At 67.9% G+C, this 13,274-nt stretch carries 15 protein-coding genes; 12 read left to right on the plus strand and 3 right to left on the minus strand.

The window, feature by feature from the left end:
- Positions 1-170 precede the first annotated feature (170 nt).
- From V6M56_RS03665 to rimO, 12 genes are all read left to right on the plus strand, one after another.
- Positions 171-527 (plus strand): DUF2849 domain-containing protein, encoded by a 357-nt coding sequence (locus V6M56_RS03665; protein WP_332681340.1) that lies wholly within the window; start codon positions 171-173, stop codon positions 525-527.
- A gap of 3 nt (positions 528-530) precedes the next feature.
- Positions 531-2,198 (plus strand): nitrite/sulfite reductase, encoded by a 1,668-nt coding sequence (locus tag V6M56_RS03670; protein WP_332681342.1) that lies wholly within the window; start codon positions 531-533, stop codon positions 2,196-2,198.
- The gene (locus V6M56_RS03675) at positions 2,188-2,700 is read left to right on the plus strand and encodes a DUF934 domain-containing protein (protein WP_332681343.1); all 513 of its coding nucleotides are present in this window, start codon (positions 2,188-2,190) and stop codon (positions 2,698-2,700) included. The genes V6M56_RS03670 and V6M56_RS03675 overlap by 11 nt, the downstream gene beginning before the upstream one ends.
- 5 nt (positions 2,701-2,705) lie before the next feature.
- Positions 2,706-2,945, plus strand: coding sequence for a hypothetical protein (locus tag V6M56_RS03680; protein ID WP_332681344.1), 240 nt, complete (start codon positions 2,706-2,708; stop codon positions 2,943-2,945).
- Positions 2,942-4,396, plus strand: a complete 1,455-nt coding sequence (gene cysG / locus V6M56_RS03685) for a siroheme synthase CysG (RefSeq protein ID WP_332681346.1) — start codon at positions 2,942-2,944, stop codon at positions 4,394-4,396. Before V6M56_RS03680 ends, cysG begins: the two co-directional genes overlap by 4 nt.
- A 161-nt stretch (positions 4,397-4,557) precedes the next feature.
- The gene (locus V6M56_RS03690; protein WP_332681348.1) at positions 4,558-5,598 is read left to right on the plus strand and encodes a sulfate ABC transporter substrate-binding protein; all 1,041 of its coding nucleotides are present in this window, start codon (positions 4,558-4,560) and stop codon (positions 5,596-5,598) included.
- A gap of 3 nt (positions 5,599-5,601) precedes the next feature.
- A complete protein-coding gene (cysT, locus tag V6M56_RS03695) occupies positions 5,602-6,447 on the plus strand; it encodes a sulfate ABC transporter permease subunit CysT (RefSeq protein WP_332681350.1) in 846 nt (281 codons plus the stop codon).
- Positions 6,440-7,333 (plus strand): sulfate ABC transporter permease subunit CysW, encoded by an 894-nt coding sequence (gene cysW / locus V6M56_RS03700; protein ID WP_332681352.1) that lies wholly within the window; start codon positions 6,440-6,442, stop codon positions 7,331-7,333. Before cysT ends, cysW begins: the two co-directional genes overlap by 8 nt.
- 11 nt (positions 7,334-7,344) lie before the next feature.
- Positions 7,345-8,391 (plus strand): sulfate/molybdate ABC transporter ATP-binding protein, encoded by a 1,047-nt coding sequence (locus V6M56_RS03705; protein WP_332681354.1) that lies wholly within the window; start codon positions 7,345-7,347, stop codon positions 8,389-8,391.
- 62 nt (positions 8,392-8,453) lie between these two features.
- The gene (locus V6M56_RS03710) at positions 8,454-8,891 is read left to right on the plus strand and encodes an OsmC family protein (protein WP_332681356.1); all 438 of its coding nucleotides are present in this window, start codon (positions 8,454-8,456) and stop codon (positions 8,889-8,891) included.
- Positions 8,888-9,751: a sulfurtransferase gene (locus V6M56_RS03715; protein ID WP_332681357.1), complete on the plus strand. Its 864-nt coding sequence runs from the start codon at positions 8,888-8,890 to the stop codon at positions 9,749-9,751. Before V6M56_RS03710 ends, V6M56_RS03715 begins: the two co-directional genes overlap by 4 nt.
- Before the next feature lie 114 nt (positions 9,752-9,865).
- Positions 9,866-11,185: a 30S ribosomal protein S12 methylthiotransferase RimO gene (gene rimO, locus V6M56_RS03720; RefSeq protein WP_332681358.1), complete on the plus strand. Its 1,320-nt coding sequence runs from the start codon at positions 9,866-9,868 to the stop codon at positions 11,183-11,185.
- Positions 11,186-11,213: 28 nt separating this feature from the next.
- Here rimO and V6M56_RS03725 read toward each other — a convergent pair whose 3' ends face one another.
- The 3 genes from V6M56_RS03725 to V6M56_RS03735 all read right to left on the minus strand — a co-directional run.
- Positions 11,214-11,426, minus strand: coding sequence for a hypothetical protein (locus V6M56_RS03725; RefSeq protein ID WP_332681359.1), 213 nt, complete (start codon positions 11,424-11,426; stop codon positions 11,214-11,216).
- Positions 11,427-11,577: 151 nt separating this feature from the next.
- On the minus strand, positions 11,578-12,642 hold the full coding sequence (locus V6M56_RS03730) for a hypothetical protein (RefSeq protein ID WP_332681360.1): 1,065 nt from the start codon (positions 12,640-12,642) through the stop codon (positions 11,578-11,580).
- Between the two features lie 92 nt (positions 12,643-12,734).
- On the minus strand, positions 12,735-13,274 hold a 540-nt coding region (locus tag V6M56_RS03735), incomplete at its 5' end, for a zinc-binding dehydrogenase (protein WP_332681361.1).

Here is a 13,274-nt window from a genome sequence, read left to right on the forward strand (position 1 = left end):
CGGAAATAAGAAAAATCACACTATCTGATGTGAATTGATGCAGGGCGTTCGCCGGTTTATTTTAAACGTTCGTAATAGCGAACGCAGCGAGCGCCAGTGTCCAGACCGAATCCGATCGAACGCGACAGCAGCGTGTACCGCCCCGGCCATCTCGGCGGCAGGAGGGCATGATGGCGGCCGCAGCGAAACGCCCTGCCCTGCCCGTCATCCTGCTGGCCAATGATCTGTGCGATGGCGACGTCGTCTTCGCCGCGGTCGCCGGCGCGGCTCTCGCCTGGACGCGCGACCCGGCGCGGGCGCTGGTCGCGTCGGACGATTCCGGTGCAGAGCGCCTGGAAGCATTCGCCGCGGCCGAGTTCGGCGCACAGCGCGTCGTCGACGCCTATCTCGTCGACGTCGCGCTTGAAACCGGCCGCCCAGTGCCCCGCCATTATCGCGAGCGCATGAAGACACTCGGGCCGAGCAATCGCCCCGATCTCGGCAAGCAGGCCGGGGCCGGCATCTTGCCCGCCGGCCAGGGGACCTGACGCATGTACCGCTATGACGAATTCGACGAGCGCTTCGTGCGCGAGCGTGTGGAGCAGTTCGGCGATCAGGTCGCCCGCCGCCTCGACGGCTCGCTGACCGAGGACGAGTTCAAGCCCCTGCGGCTGAAGAACGGGGTCTATCTCCAGCTCCACGCCTATATGCTGCGGATCGCCATTCCCTATGGCACCCTGTCCTCGCGGCAGCTCCGCCAGCTCGCGCTGATCGGCGAACGCTACGACCGCGGCTACGGCCATTTCACCACGCGCACCAACCTGCAGTTCAACTGGCCGAAGCTGCGCGACGTGCCCGAGATCCTCGGCCTGCTCGCCGATGTCGAGATGCACTGCATCCAGACCTCCGGCAACTGCATCCGCAACGTCACGGCGGACCATTTCGCCGGCATCGCCCGCGACGAGATCGAGGATCCGCGGCCGACCGCCGAGCTGATCCGGCAATGGTCGTCGCAGCATCCGGAATTCAGCTACCTGCCGCGCAAGTTCAAGATCGCGGTGACCGGGGCCGAGCAGGACCGGGCGGTGATCAAGGCCCATGACATCGGCCTGCGCATCCGCCGCCATCCCGACACCAACCAGATCTGCTACGAGGTCAGCGTCGGTGGCGGCCTCGGCCGCACGCCGATGATCGGCAAGGTGGTGCGCGATTACCTCCCGAAGGCCGAATTGCTCGCCTATCTCGAGGCGATCATGCGCGTCTACAATCTCGAAGGCCGGCGCGACAACAAGTTCAAGGCCAGGGTCAAGATCCTCGTCCACGAGACCGGGCTGGCCGAGTTCACCCGCCGCGTCGAGGCGGAGTTCGCCCGGCTCGACGGGCCCTCGATCAATGCCGACCCCGAAGAGGTCGCGCGCATCGCCGCCTATTTCGCCCCCCCGGCTTATCGAGCCTTGCCGGAGCGGAGCGCGGCGCTCGAGACGGCCCTGGCCGGCAATCCCGATTTCGCGCGCTGGGTCGAGATCAATACGACGCAGCACAAGCAGCCCGGCTATGCCGCCGTGACGATCTCGCTCAAGACCGTCGGCGAGGCGCCGGGTGACGCCACGAGCGAACAGATGCGGCTGGTTGCCGATCTCGCCGAGGAGTTCTCCTTCTCGGAGATCCGCGTCACCCATGCCCAGAACCTCGTCCTGCCGGATGTGAAGCTGTCCGATCTCTTCGCGATCTGGCGGCGCCTCGGCGAGGCCGGGCTGGCGAGCGCCAATATCGGCCTGATCACCGACATCATCGCCTGCCCCGGCCTCGACTATTGCGCGCTGGCCACCGCACGCTCGATCCCGATCGCCCAGGCGATCGCGCGGCGCTTCGCCGACGATGCGCGGCAGAAGCAGATCGGCGAGCTCAACATCAAGATCTCCGGCTGCATCAACGCCTGCGGCCACCATCATGTCGGCCATGTCGGCATTCTCGGCCTGGAGAAGCGCGGCATCGAATCCTACCAGATCACGCTCGGCGGCGACGCCACCCAGGACGCGGCGATCGGCGAGATCCTCGGCCCGGGCCTGGCGGCGGAGGAGGTTCCGGACGCGATCGAGCGGATCGTCGGGGTCTACCTGGCCGAGCGCCTTCCGGACGAGAGCTTCATCGAGAATGTCCGCCGCATCGGCCTCGCCCCCTTCAAGGCGGCCTTCCTGGAGCTCGCCCGTGCTGCTTGACCGCGACGGAACCACGTCCGACCCCTGGACGCGCAGCGACGGCGCGGCCGTCGACAACATCGCCCATGCGCTCGTGCCCTGGGAGGCGCTCCCGGAGGCGCTCGCCCATAGGACGGCTGACCAGCAGATCGGCGTCGCCGTTCCCAACAACCTCCGTATCGACGAGATCGCAGCGATGCTGCCGCAGCTTTCGCTGATCGCGGTCACCTTCCCGGCCTTCTCCGACGGGCGCGGCTTCAGCCTCGCCCGGCAGCTTCGTCGCGCCGGTTTCACCGGCAGGCTGCGTGCCAGCGGCCCGCTGATCGTCGACCAGTTCGCCTATGCCCTGTCCTGCGGCTTCGACGAGGTCGAATTGCCGGCAGCCAATGCCGGGCGCCAGCCGGCTGAGCAATGGCAGCAGGCGCTGCATCGGGTCGGACACCGCTATCAGCGCGGCTATGGCAATGGCGGCAGCATTCTCGACCGGCGCCGGGCCGGGCGCCTGACGCAGGCGGCAGGCTGAAGGCCATGAGCAGCATGGCGCAGCGACGCGAACTGCGGCCGGTCGATCACCATAGCGACGATCATTGGGAGGAAGCCATGCTGACGAGCGCCCTCGACCAGACCAAACCGGGTCCGCGCGAACGCTGGTTCGATCTTTGCTTCCGACTTATCATCCTTGCGCTCGCCGGGCTTTGGCTGTTCATGCCGCCGAACAGCGAGACGCAAAGGCCGCCGGAAGTGAAAGCCGCAGTGACGCCAAGATGAGCGACAGAGCCCCCCGACCGACCACGCCCCGCCGCATCGAGCGGCTGGCGACTCTGCCGCTGTTCCACAAGCTGGACGGGCGCAAGGTCGTGCTGGCAGGGGCGAGCGAGGGCGCGCTCTGGAAGGCGGAACTGCTCGCCTCCGCCGGCTGCGACCTGCTGATCCTGGCCGGAAACGGAACGGCCCAGTTCGCGGCGCTCGCCGCCGACCCGCCGGCTGGCACGGTCAACGTCCTGGCGCGGAACTGGCAGGCCGCCGACCTCGACGGCGCGGCGCTCGCCATCGGCGATATCGAACGGATCGACGAAGCGAAGGCCTTCGCCGCCGCGGCGCGCCAGCAGGGCGTTCCCGTCAATCTCGTCGACAAGCCCGAATTCTGCGATTTCGCCTTCGGTTCCCTGGTCAACCGCTCGCCGCTTGTGGTGGCGATCTCGACCGACGGGGCGGCGCCCGTCTTCGGACAGGCGATTCGCGCCAAGATCGAGGCGCTGCTGCCGGCCGGGCTGAAGCACTGGGCCCAGGCCGCCAAGGACTGGCGCCCGGCCGTGCAGGCACGCGAGCTCGCCTTTCCCTCGCGCCGCTCCTTCTGGGAAAGCTTCACCAATCTCGCCCTCGGCGAGCCGCAGCGCCGGCCGGACGCGGGCGATCATGCGAGCCTGCGCCATACGCTCGACCAGATCGAGGCGTCGGGCTCAGACGGCGGTCGTGTGACCCTCGTCGGTGCTGGTCCCGGCGATCCCGAGCTGCTGACGCTCAAGGCGATCCGCGCTTTGCAGAGCGCCGACATCATCCTCTATGACGATCTCGTCTCCGCCGATGTGCTGGAACTGGCGCGGCGCGAGGCCAAGCGCCTGCTGGTCGGCAAGCAGGGCTATGGCCCCTCGGTCAAGCAGGACGACATCAACGCCATGCTGGTTGCGCTCGCCGGCCAGGGCAAGCATGTGGTCCGGCTGAAAGGCGGCGACCCGGGCATCTTCGGCCGTGCCGGCGAGGAGATCGAAGCCTGCGCGCAGGCCGGCATCCCGGTCGCGATCGTGCCCGGCATCTCGGCGGCACAGGGCGCCGCCGCGTCTCTCGGCCTGTCGTTGACCCATCGCGACCATGCCAGGCGGCTGCAATTCGTCACCGGCCATGCCCGCGACGGCCAATTGCCGAAAGACATCGACTGGGCCGCGATGGCCGACCCGGTCGCCACCACGGTGGTCTACATGGCGCGTGCCACCCTCGCCGCTTTCCGCGACGGCGCGCTCGCGGCCGGCATCGAGCCGGCGACACCCGCGGTCGCGGTCTTCGGTGCCACCCGTCCGGACGAGGCCCGCATTGCCGGTACCGTCGCCGACCTGCCGGAACGGCTCGGCGAACTGCCGAGCAAGGGGCCGGTGCTCGTCATCATCGGCCATGCGATGGGCGCGGCCGTCGCCGCCACGACGCGAAAACAAGCCCGCGGCTGAGATTGAACCGATCCGCGGGAGAGGCGTTTTCTCTCTGGCGAATGATGTTTGGAAAGGCTTTACTGCCGCGATCCATTGAGAATATGCCGCCAATTCAGTACGTTTCGTTTGTTATTCCGAACGATCCGCCCCTATCGGACCGTTCAACACGGAGCACTGACATGACGCGACAGAGATTTCGCCGCCTGCTGCAAGCCGGCTTGACGTTGGGCGCCTTCTCGCTCTGCTTCGGGGTCATTACCGGCGCCCGCGCCCAGAGCGAATTGCTCAATGTCTCCTACGATCCGACGCGTGAGCTCTACCGCGAGATCAACACGGCGTTCATCGCCGAGTGGAACGCCAAGAATCCATCCAGGACGATCAAGACGATCCGCCAGTCGCATGGCGGTTCCGGCGGCCAGGCCCGCACCGTCATCGACGGCCTCAACGCGGACGTGCTGACCCTGGCGCTGGCAGGCGACATCGATGCCGTCGCGGCGCGCTCGAAGAAGCTGCCGGAGAACTGGCAGTCGCGCCTGCCGCACAACTCCTCGCCCTACACCTCGACGATCGTCTTCCTGGTCCGCAAGGGCAATCCGAAGGCGATTCGCGACTGGGGCGACCTGGTCAAGCCCGGCCTCCAGATCGTCACGCCGAATCCGAAGACCTCCGGCGGAGCGCGCTGGAACTACCTCGCCGCGTGGGCCTATGCGGAGAAGACCTTCGGCAAGGACGAAGCCAAGATCCACGACTACATCGCCAAGCTGCTCGCCAATGTCCCGGTCCTCGATACCGGCGCGCGTGGCGCGACCACCACCTTCACCCAACGCGGCATCGGCGATGTCTTCCTGTCCTGGGAGAACGAGGCCTTCCTGGCGCTGAAGGAGTTCGGCGAGGACAAGTTCGACATCGTAGTGCCGAGCCTTTCGATCCTGGCCGAGCCGCCGGTGACGGTGGTCGACGGCAATGTCGACGTCAAGGGCACGCGGGCGCAGGCGCAGGCCTATCTCGAATTCCTCTACACGCCGAAGGGCCAGGCGATCATCGCCAAGCATCATTACCGCCCGCGCAATCCGGAAGCCGCCGCCCCCAAGGACATCGCCAAGTTCCCGAAGGTCGAGCTCGTCACCATCGACGCGGTCTTCGGCGGCTGGGCCAAGGCGCAGCCGACCCATTTCGGCGATGGCGGCACCTTCGACCAGCTCTACAAGCCGACGCGCTGAGCCATGAACGCGACGGTTTCCCGCTGGCGTGAGCCCAGTGTCCTGCCCGGCTTCGGCCTGGCGCTCGGCATCACGCTGACGGCGCTGTCGCTGATCGTCCTCATCCCGCTCGCCGCGCTTTTCCTCAAGGCGGCGAGCGCGGGGCCGGCCGATATCTGGGCCGTGGCGACCTCGCCGCGGACCATCGCGGCGCTGCGGCTCTCCTTCCTCGGCGCGCTCTTCGCCGCCAGCGTCAATGCCGTGTTCGGGCTGATCCTGGCCTGGGTGCTGGTGCGTTATGAGTTCCCCGGCCGGCGCCTGATCGACGCGGCGGTCGACCTGCCCTTCGCCCTGCCGACCGCGGTCGCCGGCATCGCGCTCGCGGCGATCTATGCCCCCAATGGCTGGGTCGGCGGCCTGCTCGCGCCCTACGACATCAAGGTCGCCTATACACCGCTCGGCGTCATGGTGGCGCTGATCTTCATCGGCCTGCCCTTCGTCGTGCGCACCGTCCAGCCGGTGCTGGAGGAGCTGCCGGCCGATATCGAGGAGGCAGCTGCGCTGCTCGGCGCCAGCCGCTGGCGCACCGTCTTCTCGGTGCTGCTGCCGCCGGTCCTGCCGGCGCTGATGACCGGCTTCGTGCTCGCCTTCGCCCGGGCCGTCGGCGAATACGGCTCGGTCATCTTCATCGCCGGCAACGTGCCGATGGTCTCCGAGATCGCACCGCTGCTGATCGTCATCCGGCTCGAGCAGTTCGACTATGCCGGCGCGGCCGTGGTCGCGACACTGATGCTGCTGCTCTCCTTCGCGCTGATCCTGCTGGTCAATCTGGTCCAGGCCCGCGCCCGCCGGAGGTTCGGCGATGTCTGAGGCGAGCCTGCCCTTGCAGATCGAGGATCTGGCCCCGGCCAGGGCGGCGCGACGCGTAACGGGCGAGTCGCGCCTCGTTCAGATCGCCCTGGTCGGCGTCTCCCTCGCCTTCCTCTGCCTGTTCCTGTTCCTGCCGCTGATCTCGGTCTTCGTCGAGGCCGGTGCGCGCGGCTGGCAGGCCTATCGCGAGGCCATCATCGAGCCCGACGCGCTCGCGGCGATCCGCCTGACGCTGTTCGTCGCCGCGATCGCCGTGCCGTTCAACGTCGTCATCGGCATTGCGGCGGCCTGGGCGATCGCCAAGTTCGAGTTCCGCGGCAAGAGCCTGCTGACCAGCTTTATCGACCTGCCCTTCTCGGTCTCGCCTGTGATCTCGGGACTGGTCTTCGTGCTGCTGTTCGGCGCGCAGGGCTATCTCGGCCCCTGGCTGAAGGCCAACGACATCCAGATCGTCTTCGCCGTGCCGGGCATCGTGCTGGCGACGATCTTCGTCACCTTCCCCTTCGTCGCCCGCGAGCTGATCCCACACATGCAGTCGCTCGGTTCGGCCGAGGAGGAAACGGCCCTGACGCTCGGCGCCTCGCCCTGGCGCACCTTCCTGACCGTGACGCTGCCGAACGTGAAGTGGAGCCTGTTCTACGGCGTGCTGCTCTGCAATGCCCGCGCGATGGGCGAATTCGGCGCCGTCGCCGTGGTCTCCGGCAAGATCCGCGGCCTGACCAACACCATGCCGCTGCATGTCGAGATTCTCTACAACGAGTACATGGGCGCCGCCGCCTTCGCCGTCGCTTCGCTGCTGGCGGGCCTCGCCCTCGTCACGCTCGCCCTGAAAACCCTGCTGGAATGGCATTACTCCGACGCCATCGCCGCCAGCCGACGCCATTGAGAGCTCAGCCCATGTCCGTCGCCGTCATCGTCGAATCCGTCGAGAAGCGCTTCCAGAACTTTCCCGCCTTGCGCGGCGTCTCGCTCGACATCCAGCCGGGCGAGCTCGTCGCCCTGCTCGGCCCTTCCGGTTCCGGCAAGACCACGCTGCTGCGGGTCATCGCCGGGCTGGAGCAGGCCGAGCGCGGCCGCGTGCTCTTCGGCGACATCGACACGCGCGAACTTTCGCTGCGCGACCGGCGCATCGGCTTCGTCTTTCAGCATTATGCGCTGTTCAAGACCATGACCGTGGCTGAGAACGTCGCCTTCGGGCTGAAATCGCGTCCGCGCGGCGAGCGGCCGGAGCCGGCCGAGATCCGCCGCCGCGTCGCCGAGCTGCTCGATCTGATCCAGCTCCCGGGGTTGGAAAAGCGCTATCCGAGCCAGCTCTCGGGCGGGCAGCGCCAGCGTGTCGCGCTGGCCCGCGCGCTGGCCATCGAGCCGCGCGTGCTTTTGCTCGACGAGCCCTTCGGCGCGCTCGACGCCAAGGTCCGCAAGGAACTGCGCGCCTGGCTGCGCCAGTTGCACAAGCGCACCGGCCACACCACCGTCTTCGTTACCCACGATCAGGAGGAAGCGCTGGAACTCGCCGATCGCGTCGCCATCCTGAACGATGGCAGGCTCGAGCAGGTCGGCTCGCCCGACGATGTCTACGACCACCCGGCCACGCCTTTCGTCTGCGAATTCCTCGGCGACGCCAACCACCTGCCGGTCAAGGTCGTCGGTAGCCAGGCCTTCTTCCTCGACAGGCCGGTGCTCGGCGGTCTTTCCCAGAACCGAGGCGGCCCGGCCTCGCTCTATGTCCGCCCGCAGCATCTGCGCATCGTCGACGACGCGCCGCTCGCTTTGCCCGGCGTGGTCGAGCATTTGCACCGGAACGGCCCGCTGCGCCGCGCCGAGGTCGCCGTCGAGGGCTTGCCGAAGGCACTCGACGTCGATCTCGCCAGCCAGGTCGCGCCGGCCATCGGCGAACGCGTCCGGCTGCGCATCACGCATGGCAGCCTGTTCGCCGCGGCCTGACCCCTCTCGCCTCCGAAGCCGCGCCGGGCTATCCGTAGCGCACGACGTCGAAGGAGATGGCGATGAAAGCTCGAGCAAGCTGGGTCGAGGGCATGGCCTTCATGGGCGAGGCTGGCAGCGGCCATGCCGTGATCATGGACGGCGCCCCTGAATATGGCGGCCGGAATATCGGCATCCGGCCGATGGAGATGCTGCTGATCGGGCTCGCCGGCTGCACCGGCTTCGATGTGGTGCAGATCCTGAAGAAGGGCCGCGAGAACATCACCGGCTGCGAGGTCGAGGTGGAGGCGCAGCGCGCGAGCGAGGACCCCAAGGTTTTCACCAGCATTCACATCGCCTATCGCATCACCGGGCGCGGCCTGTCGCAGGCCAAGGCCGAGCGTGCCGTCACATTGTCGAAGGAAAAATACTGTTCCGCTTCGATCATGCTGGGGGCGACCGCAGAGATGACCACCGCCCTGGAGGTCGTCGACGAGCTGAGACAGGTGGCCGCGGAATGAGCGATTTTCCCGTATCCGGACTGGTTTCGCCCGAGACCCTGCAGGCCGCGCTCGGCCAGCCGGGCCTCATCATCCTCGACATCCGCAGCACGGCCGAAGGCGGGCGGGCTGCCTTCGAGATCGGCCATATCCCCGGCGCCGTATACAGCGACTACGCCGCCGATGGCTGGCGCGCCAAGGTCGGCAATGCGCCGGGCATGCTGCCGCCGCTCGGGCATCTGGCGGAGCTCGCCGGCCGGCTCGGCATCCTGCCCGCGAGCAGGGTCCTCATCGTGCCGGCAGGCCTCGCCGCGACCGATCTTGCCGCCGCCGCCCGCGTCTACTGGACGCTGAAGCTGATCGGCCATGGCCAGCAGGCGATTCTCGACGGCGGCTTCAAGGCCTGGCAGGCCGATCCCGAGCGCCCGGTCGCGACCGGGCCGTCGAAACCGAAACCGGCTGCGCCCTATCCGGTGGTGGTGAAGCAGGACCTGCGCAGCACAGCCGACGCGACCTTCGTCGCCTCGCGCGGCAAGCTCGCCACCCTGGTCGATGCGCGTTCGTCCAGCTATTTCGCGGGCACCGAGAAGGCAGCGGAAGCCGCGCGCCCCGGCCATATCCCGGGAGCAATCTCCTGCGACTATGCGGCAGCCTTCGACGCCGTGACCGGCCGGCTCAAGCCGCTCGGCGATCTCCGCACGCTCTACGGCGCCGTGCCGAGCGGGCCGGCGATCTCCTATTGCAACACCGGCCACACCGCCGCCCTGAACTGGTTCGTGCTCTCCGAGGTGCTCGGGCGCGACGAGGTTTCGCTCTATGACGGCTCGATGACCGACTGGACCCAGGATCCCGAGCGACCGGTCGCGACCGCGATCGGTTGAGGCCGGCGCAGGCTCAGGCATTTGCCAAAACGCTCGAAAAGGCTCAAAGGAAGCGCGAGTTGCGCTGGCTTCGCCGCGCCTTTCCCTTTTTCCTGACGTCGAGTCCTGCCGCCGATGAACGCCGTCGCGCCGAAAATCTCCTTCGTCTCCCTGGGCTGCCCCAAGGCCCTGGTCGATTCCGAGCGCATCATCACCTCGCTGCGCTCGGAGGGCTACGAGCTCAGCAAGAGCCATGCGGGCGCCGACCTCGTCATCGTCAATACCTGCGGCTTCCTCGACAGCGCCAAGGCGGAATCGCTGGAAGCGATCGGCTCGGCCATGGCGCAGAACGGCAAGGTCATCGTCACCGGCTGCATGGGCGCCGAGCCGGAGCAGATCCGCGACGCCTTCCCCAATGTCCTGGCGATCACCGGCCCGCAGGCCTATGAGAGCGTCGTCTCGGCTGTGCATCAGGCCGTGCCGCCGAAGCACGATCCCTTCCTCGACCTGGTCCCCGACCAGGGCATCAAGCTGACGCCGCGGCACTACGCTTATCTCAAGATTTCAGAGGGTTGCAACAATCGCTGCAGCTTCTGCATCATCCCGAAATTGCGTGGCGACCTGGTCTCGCGGCCGATCGGCGAGGTGCTCCGCGAGGCCGAGAAACTGGTCAAGGCCGGCGTCAAGGAGCTGCTGGTGATCTCGCAGGACACCAGCGCCTATGGGCTCGACATCAAATATGCGCCGTCGCTCTGGCAGGATCGCGAGGTCCGCACCCGCTTCTTCGAACTGGCGCGCGAGCTCGGCCAAATGGGGATCTGGGTCCGCCTGCACTATGTCTACCCCTACCCGCATGTCGACGAGGTCATCCCGCTGATGCAGGAAGGGCTGGTGCTGCCCTATCTCGACATTCCCTTCCAGCACGCCTCGCCTTCCGTGCTGAAGGCGATGCGCCGGCCGGCCCATCACGAGAAGACGCTGGAGCGCATCCGGAAATGGCGCGAGATCTGCCCTGACCTCGCCATCCGCTCGACCTTCATCGTCGGCTTCCCCGGCGAGACGGAAGAGGACGTGCAGTTCCTGCTCGACTGGCTGAAGGAGGCCAAGCTCGAGCGCGTCGGCTGCTTCAAATACGAGCCGGTGAAGGGAGCTCCCGCCAATGATCTCGGCCTGCCGCTGATCGACGAGGCCGAGAAGGAGGCGCGCTGGCATCGCTTCATGAAGACGCAGGCTGAGGTCAGCGCCCGGATCGTCAGGGCCCGCATCGGCAAGCGCATCCAGGTCATCATCGACGAGGCCGGCCCGACCGTCGCCAAGGGCCGCTCGAAATGGGACGCGCCGGAGATCGACGGCAATGTCTATGTCGCCAGCCGCCGCCCGCTCCGGCCGGGCGATATCGTCACGGTGAAGGTCGAACGGGCCGACGCCTACGATCTGCACGGCGTCGCGGTCTGACGTCTCCGGCCGATCGGCCTCTGCGGCCTCAGGCCAGTGTCGCGCCGACGGTGCGCGGCAGGCGGCGGAGTTCGGCGACGCGCCCGATGCGCATCCGGGAGGGCTTCTCGAGCCTGGACTGGCCGTCTTCGAGCTGAAGCGCGACATGGATGGTCGGGCGGGCGGTCAGCTGGCCGTAGAGCACCGTCGCGACGATGAGGAAGGAGAGGCTGAAACCGGCGAGGCGCAGGAAGCGGTACATGACGCAATGTCCAGGAAATTCGATGTTTCCCGCTCATTGCCCTAGGTAGAGCCGCTTTCGCTTTTCTCTTTCGCTCGGTTTCGCTTTTTTCTTTTTCCGGGCAGCGTCAGCGTCGTTTTCGCCTCGGCGTTCCAGGGTCAGCCAAGCCGGCTCACGCCACGGCGGCGATGCGCCGCCTGTGCCCGAGGCGGCCGAGCCACCAGCCGAAGCGCTGCGCCGCTATGGCGAGCGCCAGCGCATAGCCGAGCAGCGCCAGCATCCAGCTCGCAGCGCTGAGCCCAAGCGTGCCCAGCACCAATGCCGAGCGGCCGAGCACCTTCAACGTGGCGCGCAACGTCGAAGGCTTGGCCGCGCTGAGTCGCGCCGCCCTGCCGATATCGCCGGCGTCCTCGGCAACGGCGAGCACCTGGCGCAGGCCGCGCTGACCGGTGCGGGCATAGAGCACGCCGGCATCCTGGCCGAGCGCCGAGAATCGCGCCAGCGCCGCCGGGCGGACGATGCCGCCAGCAGCAGCTTTCGCCGCCGCGAGATCGAGGCGGGCGGCTGCGCCGAGGCTGGCGGCGAGCGCCGGACGGTCGAGCGCACCGGCAGCCGCGCGGCCGAGATTGGCGCCGAGCGCCGGCGAGAGCAGCTTCGCCTTGCCGGCCGCCTTGACGGCGCTCAGCCCGCCGCGGGCCGGCAGGCCGCCGCCGACACTGATCCAGGTCGCGGCACTGACGGCGAGCCCGACCGCGGCCAGCGCCAGAATGGTCTCGTCTGCGCCCTCCCCGCCGAGCAGCTTGCGGCCTTCCAGCGCGAGGTCACGCAGATCGCCGAAGCCGCTGACATCGCTGGCGAGCGCGCCGGCAAAAGCGGCATCGCTGTCGCGCTCACCGGCGAGGAAGCCATGGCCGAAATCGGAGGCAGCGCGCTTCCAGGCGCCGTCGCGCAAGCTCTGCAGGCGCAGGGTCAGTTCCGGCGCGACGGCGATGCCGCGCTCGGCCGCCAGCGCGACGAAACTCTCGGCGAGCTCGACGTCGCCGGCGAGAATGGCCTCATCGATCCCCGCCGCGACGCGCCGGGCATCGAGCTTGCCGTCGAGGCGCAGCAACGAGAGCGCGACCGGATCATCGGCCACCGCATGCAGCTCCCATAGCCGCAACGCCGGCGGCACGATCGCCGCCCCGGCGCCGGCGAGCCCGAGCGCCAGCAGAACCGCCGGCCCCAACCTGTTCATGCGCGAAATCCGTTCCGTTCCGCATCCGCCCGAAGATCGCCGGGGCAGATGCAGTCGTAGCCGGCAATTCGGGCGGAAACGCGTAGGCCCGATTACGGAATGATCACCGTCGAGCCCGTCGTACCGCGCCCTTCGAGGGCGCGATGCGCCGCGGCCGCCTCCGCGAGCGTGAAGCGCGCATTGATCGAGACCGTGATCTTGCCCGACCCGACGGCGCCGAACAGGTTCTTCGCCATCTCGACCATGGTTTCGCGTTTCGCCGTGTGCGAGTTCAGCGTCGGGCGCGTGACATAGAGCGAGCCCTTCGACGCCAGGATGCCGAGATTGAACGCCTCGACCGCGCCTGAGGCATTGCCGAAGCTCGCCAGCAGCCCCAGCGGCTTCAGCGAATCGAGCGAAGCCATGAAAGTGTCCTTGCCGACGCCGTCATAGACCACGTCGCAGAGCTTGCCGCCGGTGATCTCCTTGACGCGGGTCGCGACGTTCTCCTCGCCATAGAGGATGACATGGTCGGCGCCATGCGCCTTGGCGAGCGCGGCCTTCTCCTTCGAGCCGGCCGTGCCGATCACGGTCGCGCCCAGCGCCTTGCCCCATTGGCAGAGGATGGTGCCGGTGCCGCCGGCGGCGGCATG

Source organism: Allobosea sp. (genome assembly GCF_036675845.1).
Classification (GTDB): domain Bacteria; phylum Pseudomonadota; class Alphaproteobacteria; order Rhizobiales; family Beijerinckiaceae; genus Allobosea.

Coding starts and splice junctions, on each gene's coding strand:
- V6M56_RS03665 (WP_332681340.1), top strand. CDS start 171: ATGGCGGCCGCAGCGAAACGCCCTGCCCTGCCCGTCATCCTGCTGGCC.
- V6M56_RS03670 (WP_332681342.1), top strand. CDS start 531: ATGTACCGCTATGACGAATTCGACGAGCGCTTCGTGCGCGAGCGTGTG.
- V6M56_RS03680 (WP_332681344.1), top strand. CDS start 2,706: ATGAGCAGCATGGCGCAGCGACGCGAACTGCGGCCGGTCGATCACCAT.
- cysG (WP_332681346.1), top strand. CDS start 2,942: ATGAGCGACAGAGCCCCCCGACCGACCACGCCCCGCCGCATCGAGCGG.
- V6M56_RS03690 (WP_332681348.1), top strand. CDS start 4,558: ATGACGCGACAGAGATTTCGCCGCCTGCTGCAAGCCGGCTTGACGTTG.
- cysT (WP_332681350.1), top strand. CDS start 5,602: ATGAACGCGACGGTTTCCCGCTGGCGTGAGCCCAGTGTCCTGCCCGGC.
- cysW (WP_332681352.1), top strand. CDS start 6,440: ATGTCTGAGGCGAGCCTGCCCTTGCAGATCGAGGATCTGGCCCCGGCC.
- V6M56_RS03705 (WP_332681354.1), top strand. CDS start 7,345: ATGTCCGTCGCCGTCATCGTCGAATCCGTCGAGAAGCGCTTCCAGAAC.
- V6M56_RS03710 (WP_332681356.1), top strand. CDS start 8,454: ATGAAAGCTCGAGCAAGCTGGGTCGAGGGCATGGCCTTCATGGGCGAG.
- V6M56_RS03715 (WP_332681357.1), top strand. CDS start 8,888: ATGAGCGATTTTCCCGTATCCGGACTGGTTTCGCCCGAGACCCTGCAG.
- rimO (WP_332681358.1), top strand. CDS start 9,866: ATGAACGCCGTCGCGCCGAAAATCTCCTTCGTCTCCCTGGGCTGCCCC.
- V6M56_RS03725 (WP_332681359.1), bottom strand. CDS start 11,426: ATGTACCGCTTCCTGCGCCTCGCCGGTTTCAGCCTCTCCTTCCTCATC.
- V6M56_RS03730 (WP_332681360.1), bottom strand. CDS start 12,642: ATGAACAGGTTGGGGCCGGCGGTTCTGCTGGCGCTCGGGCTCGCCGGC.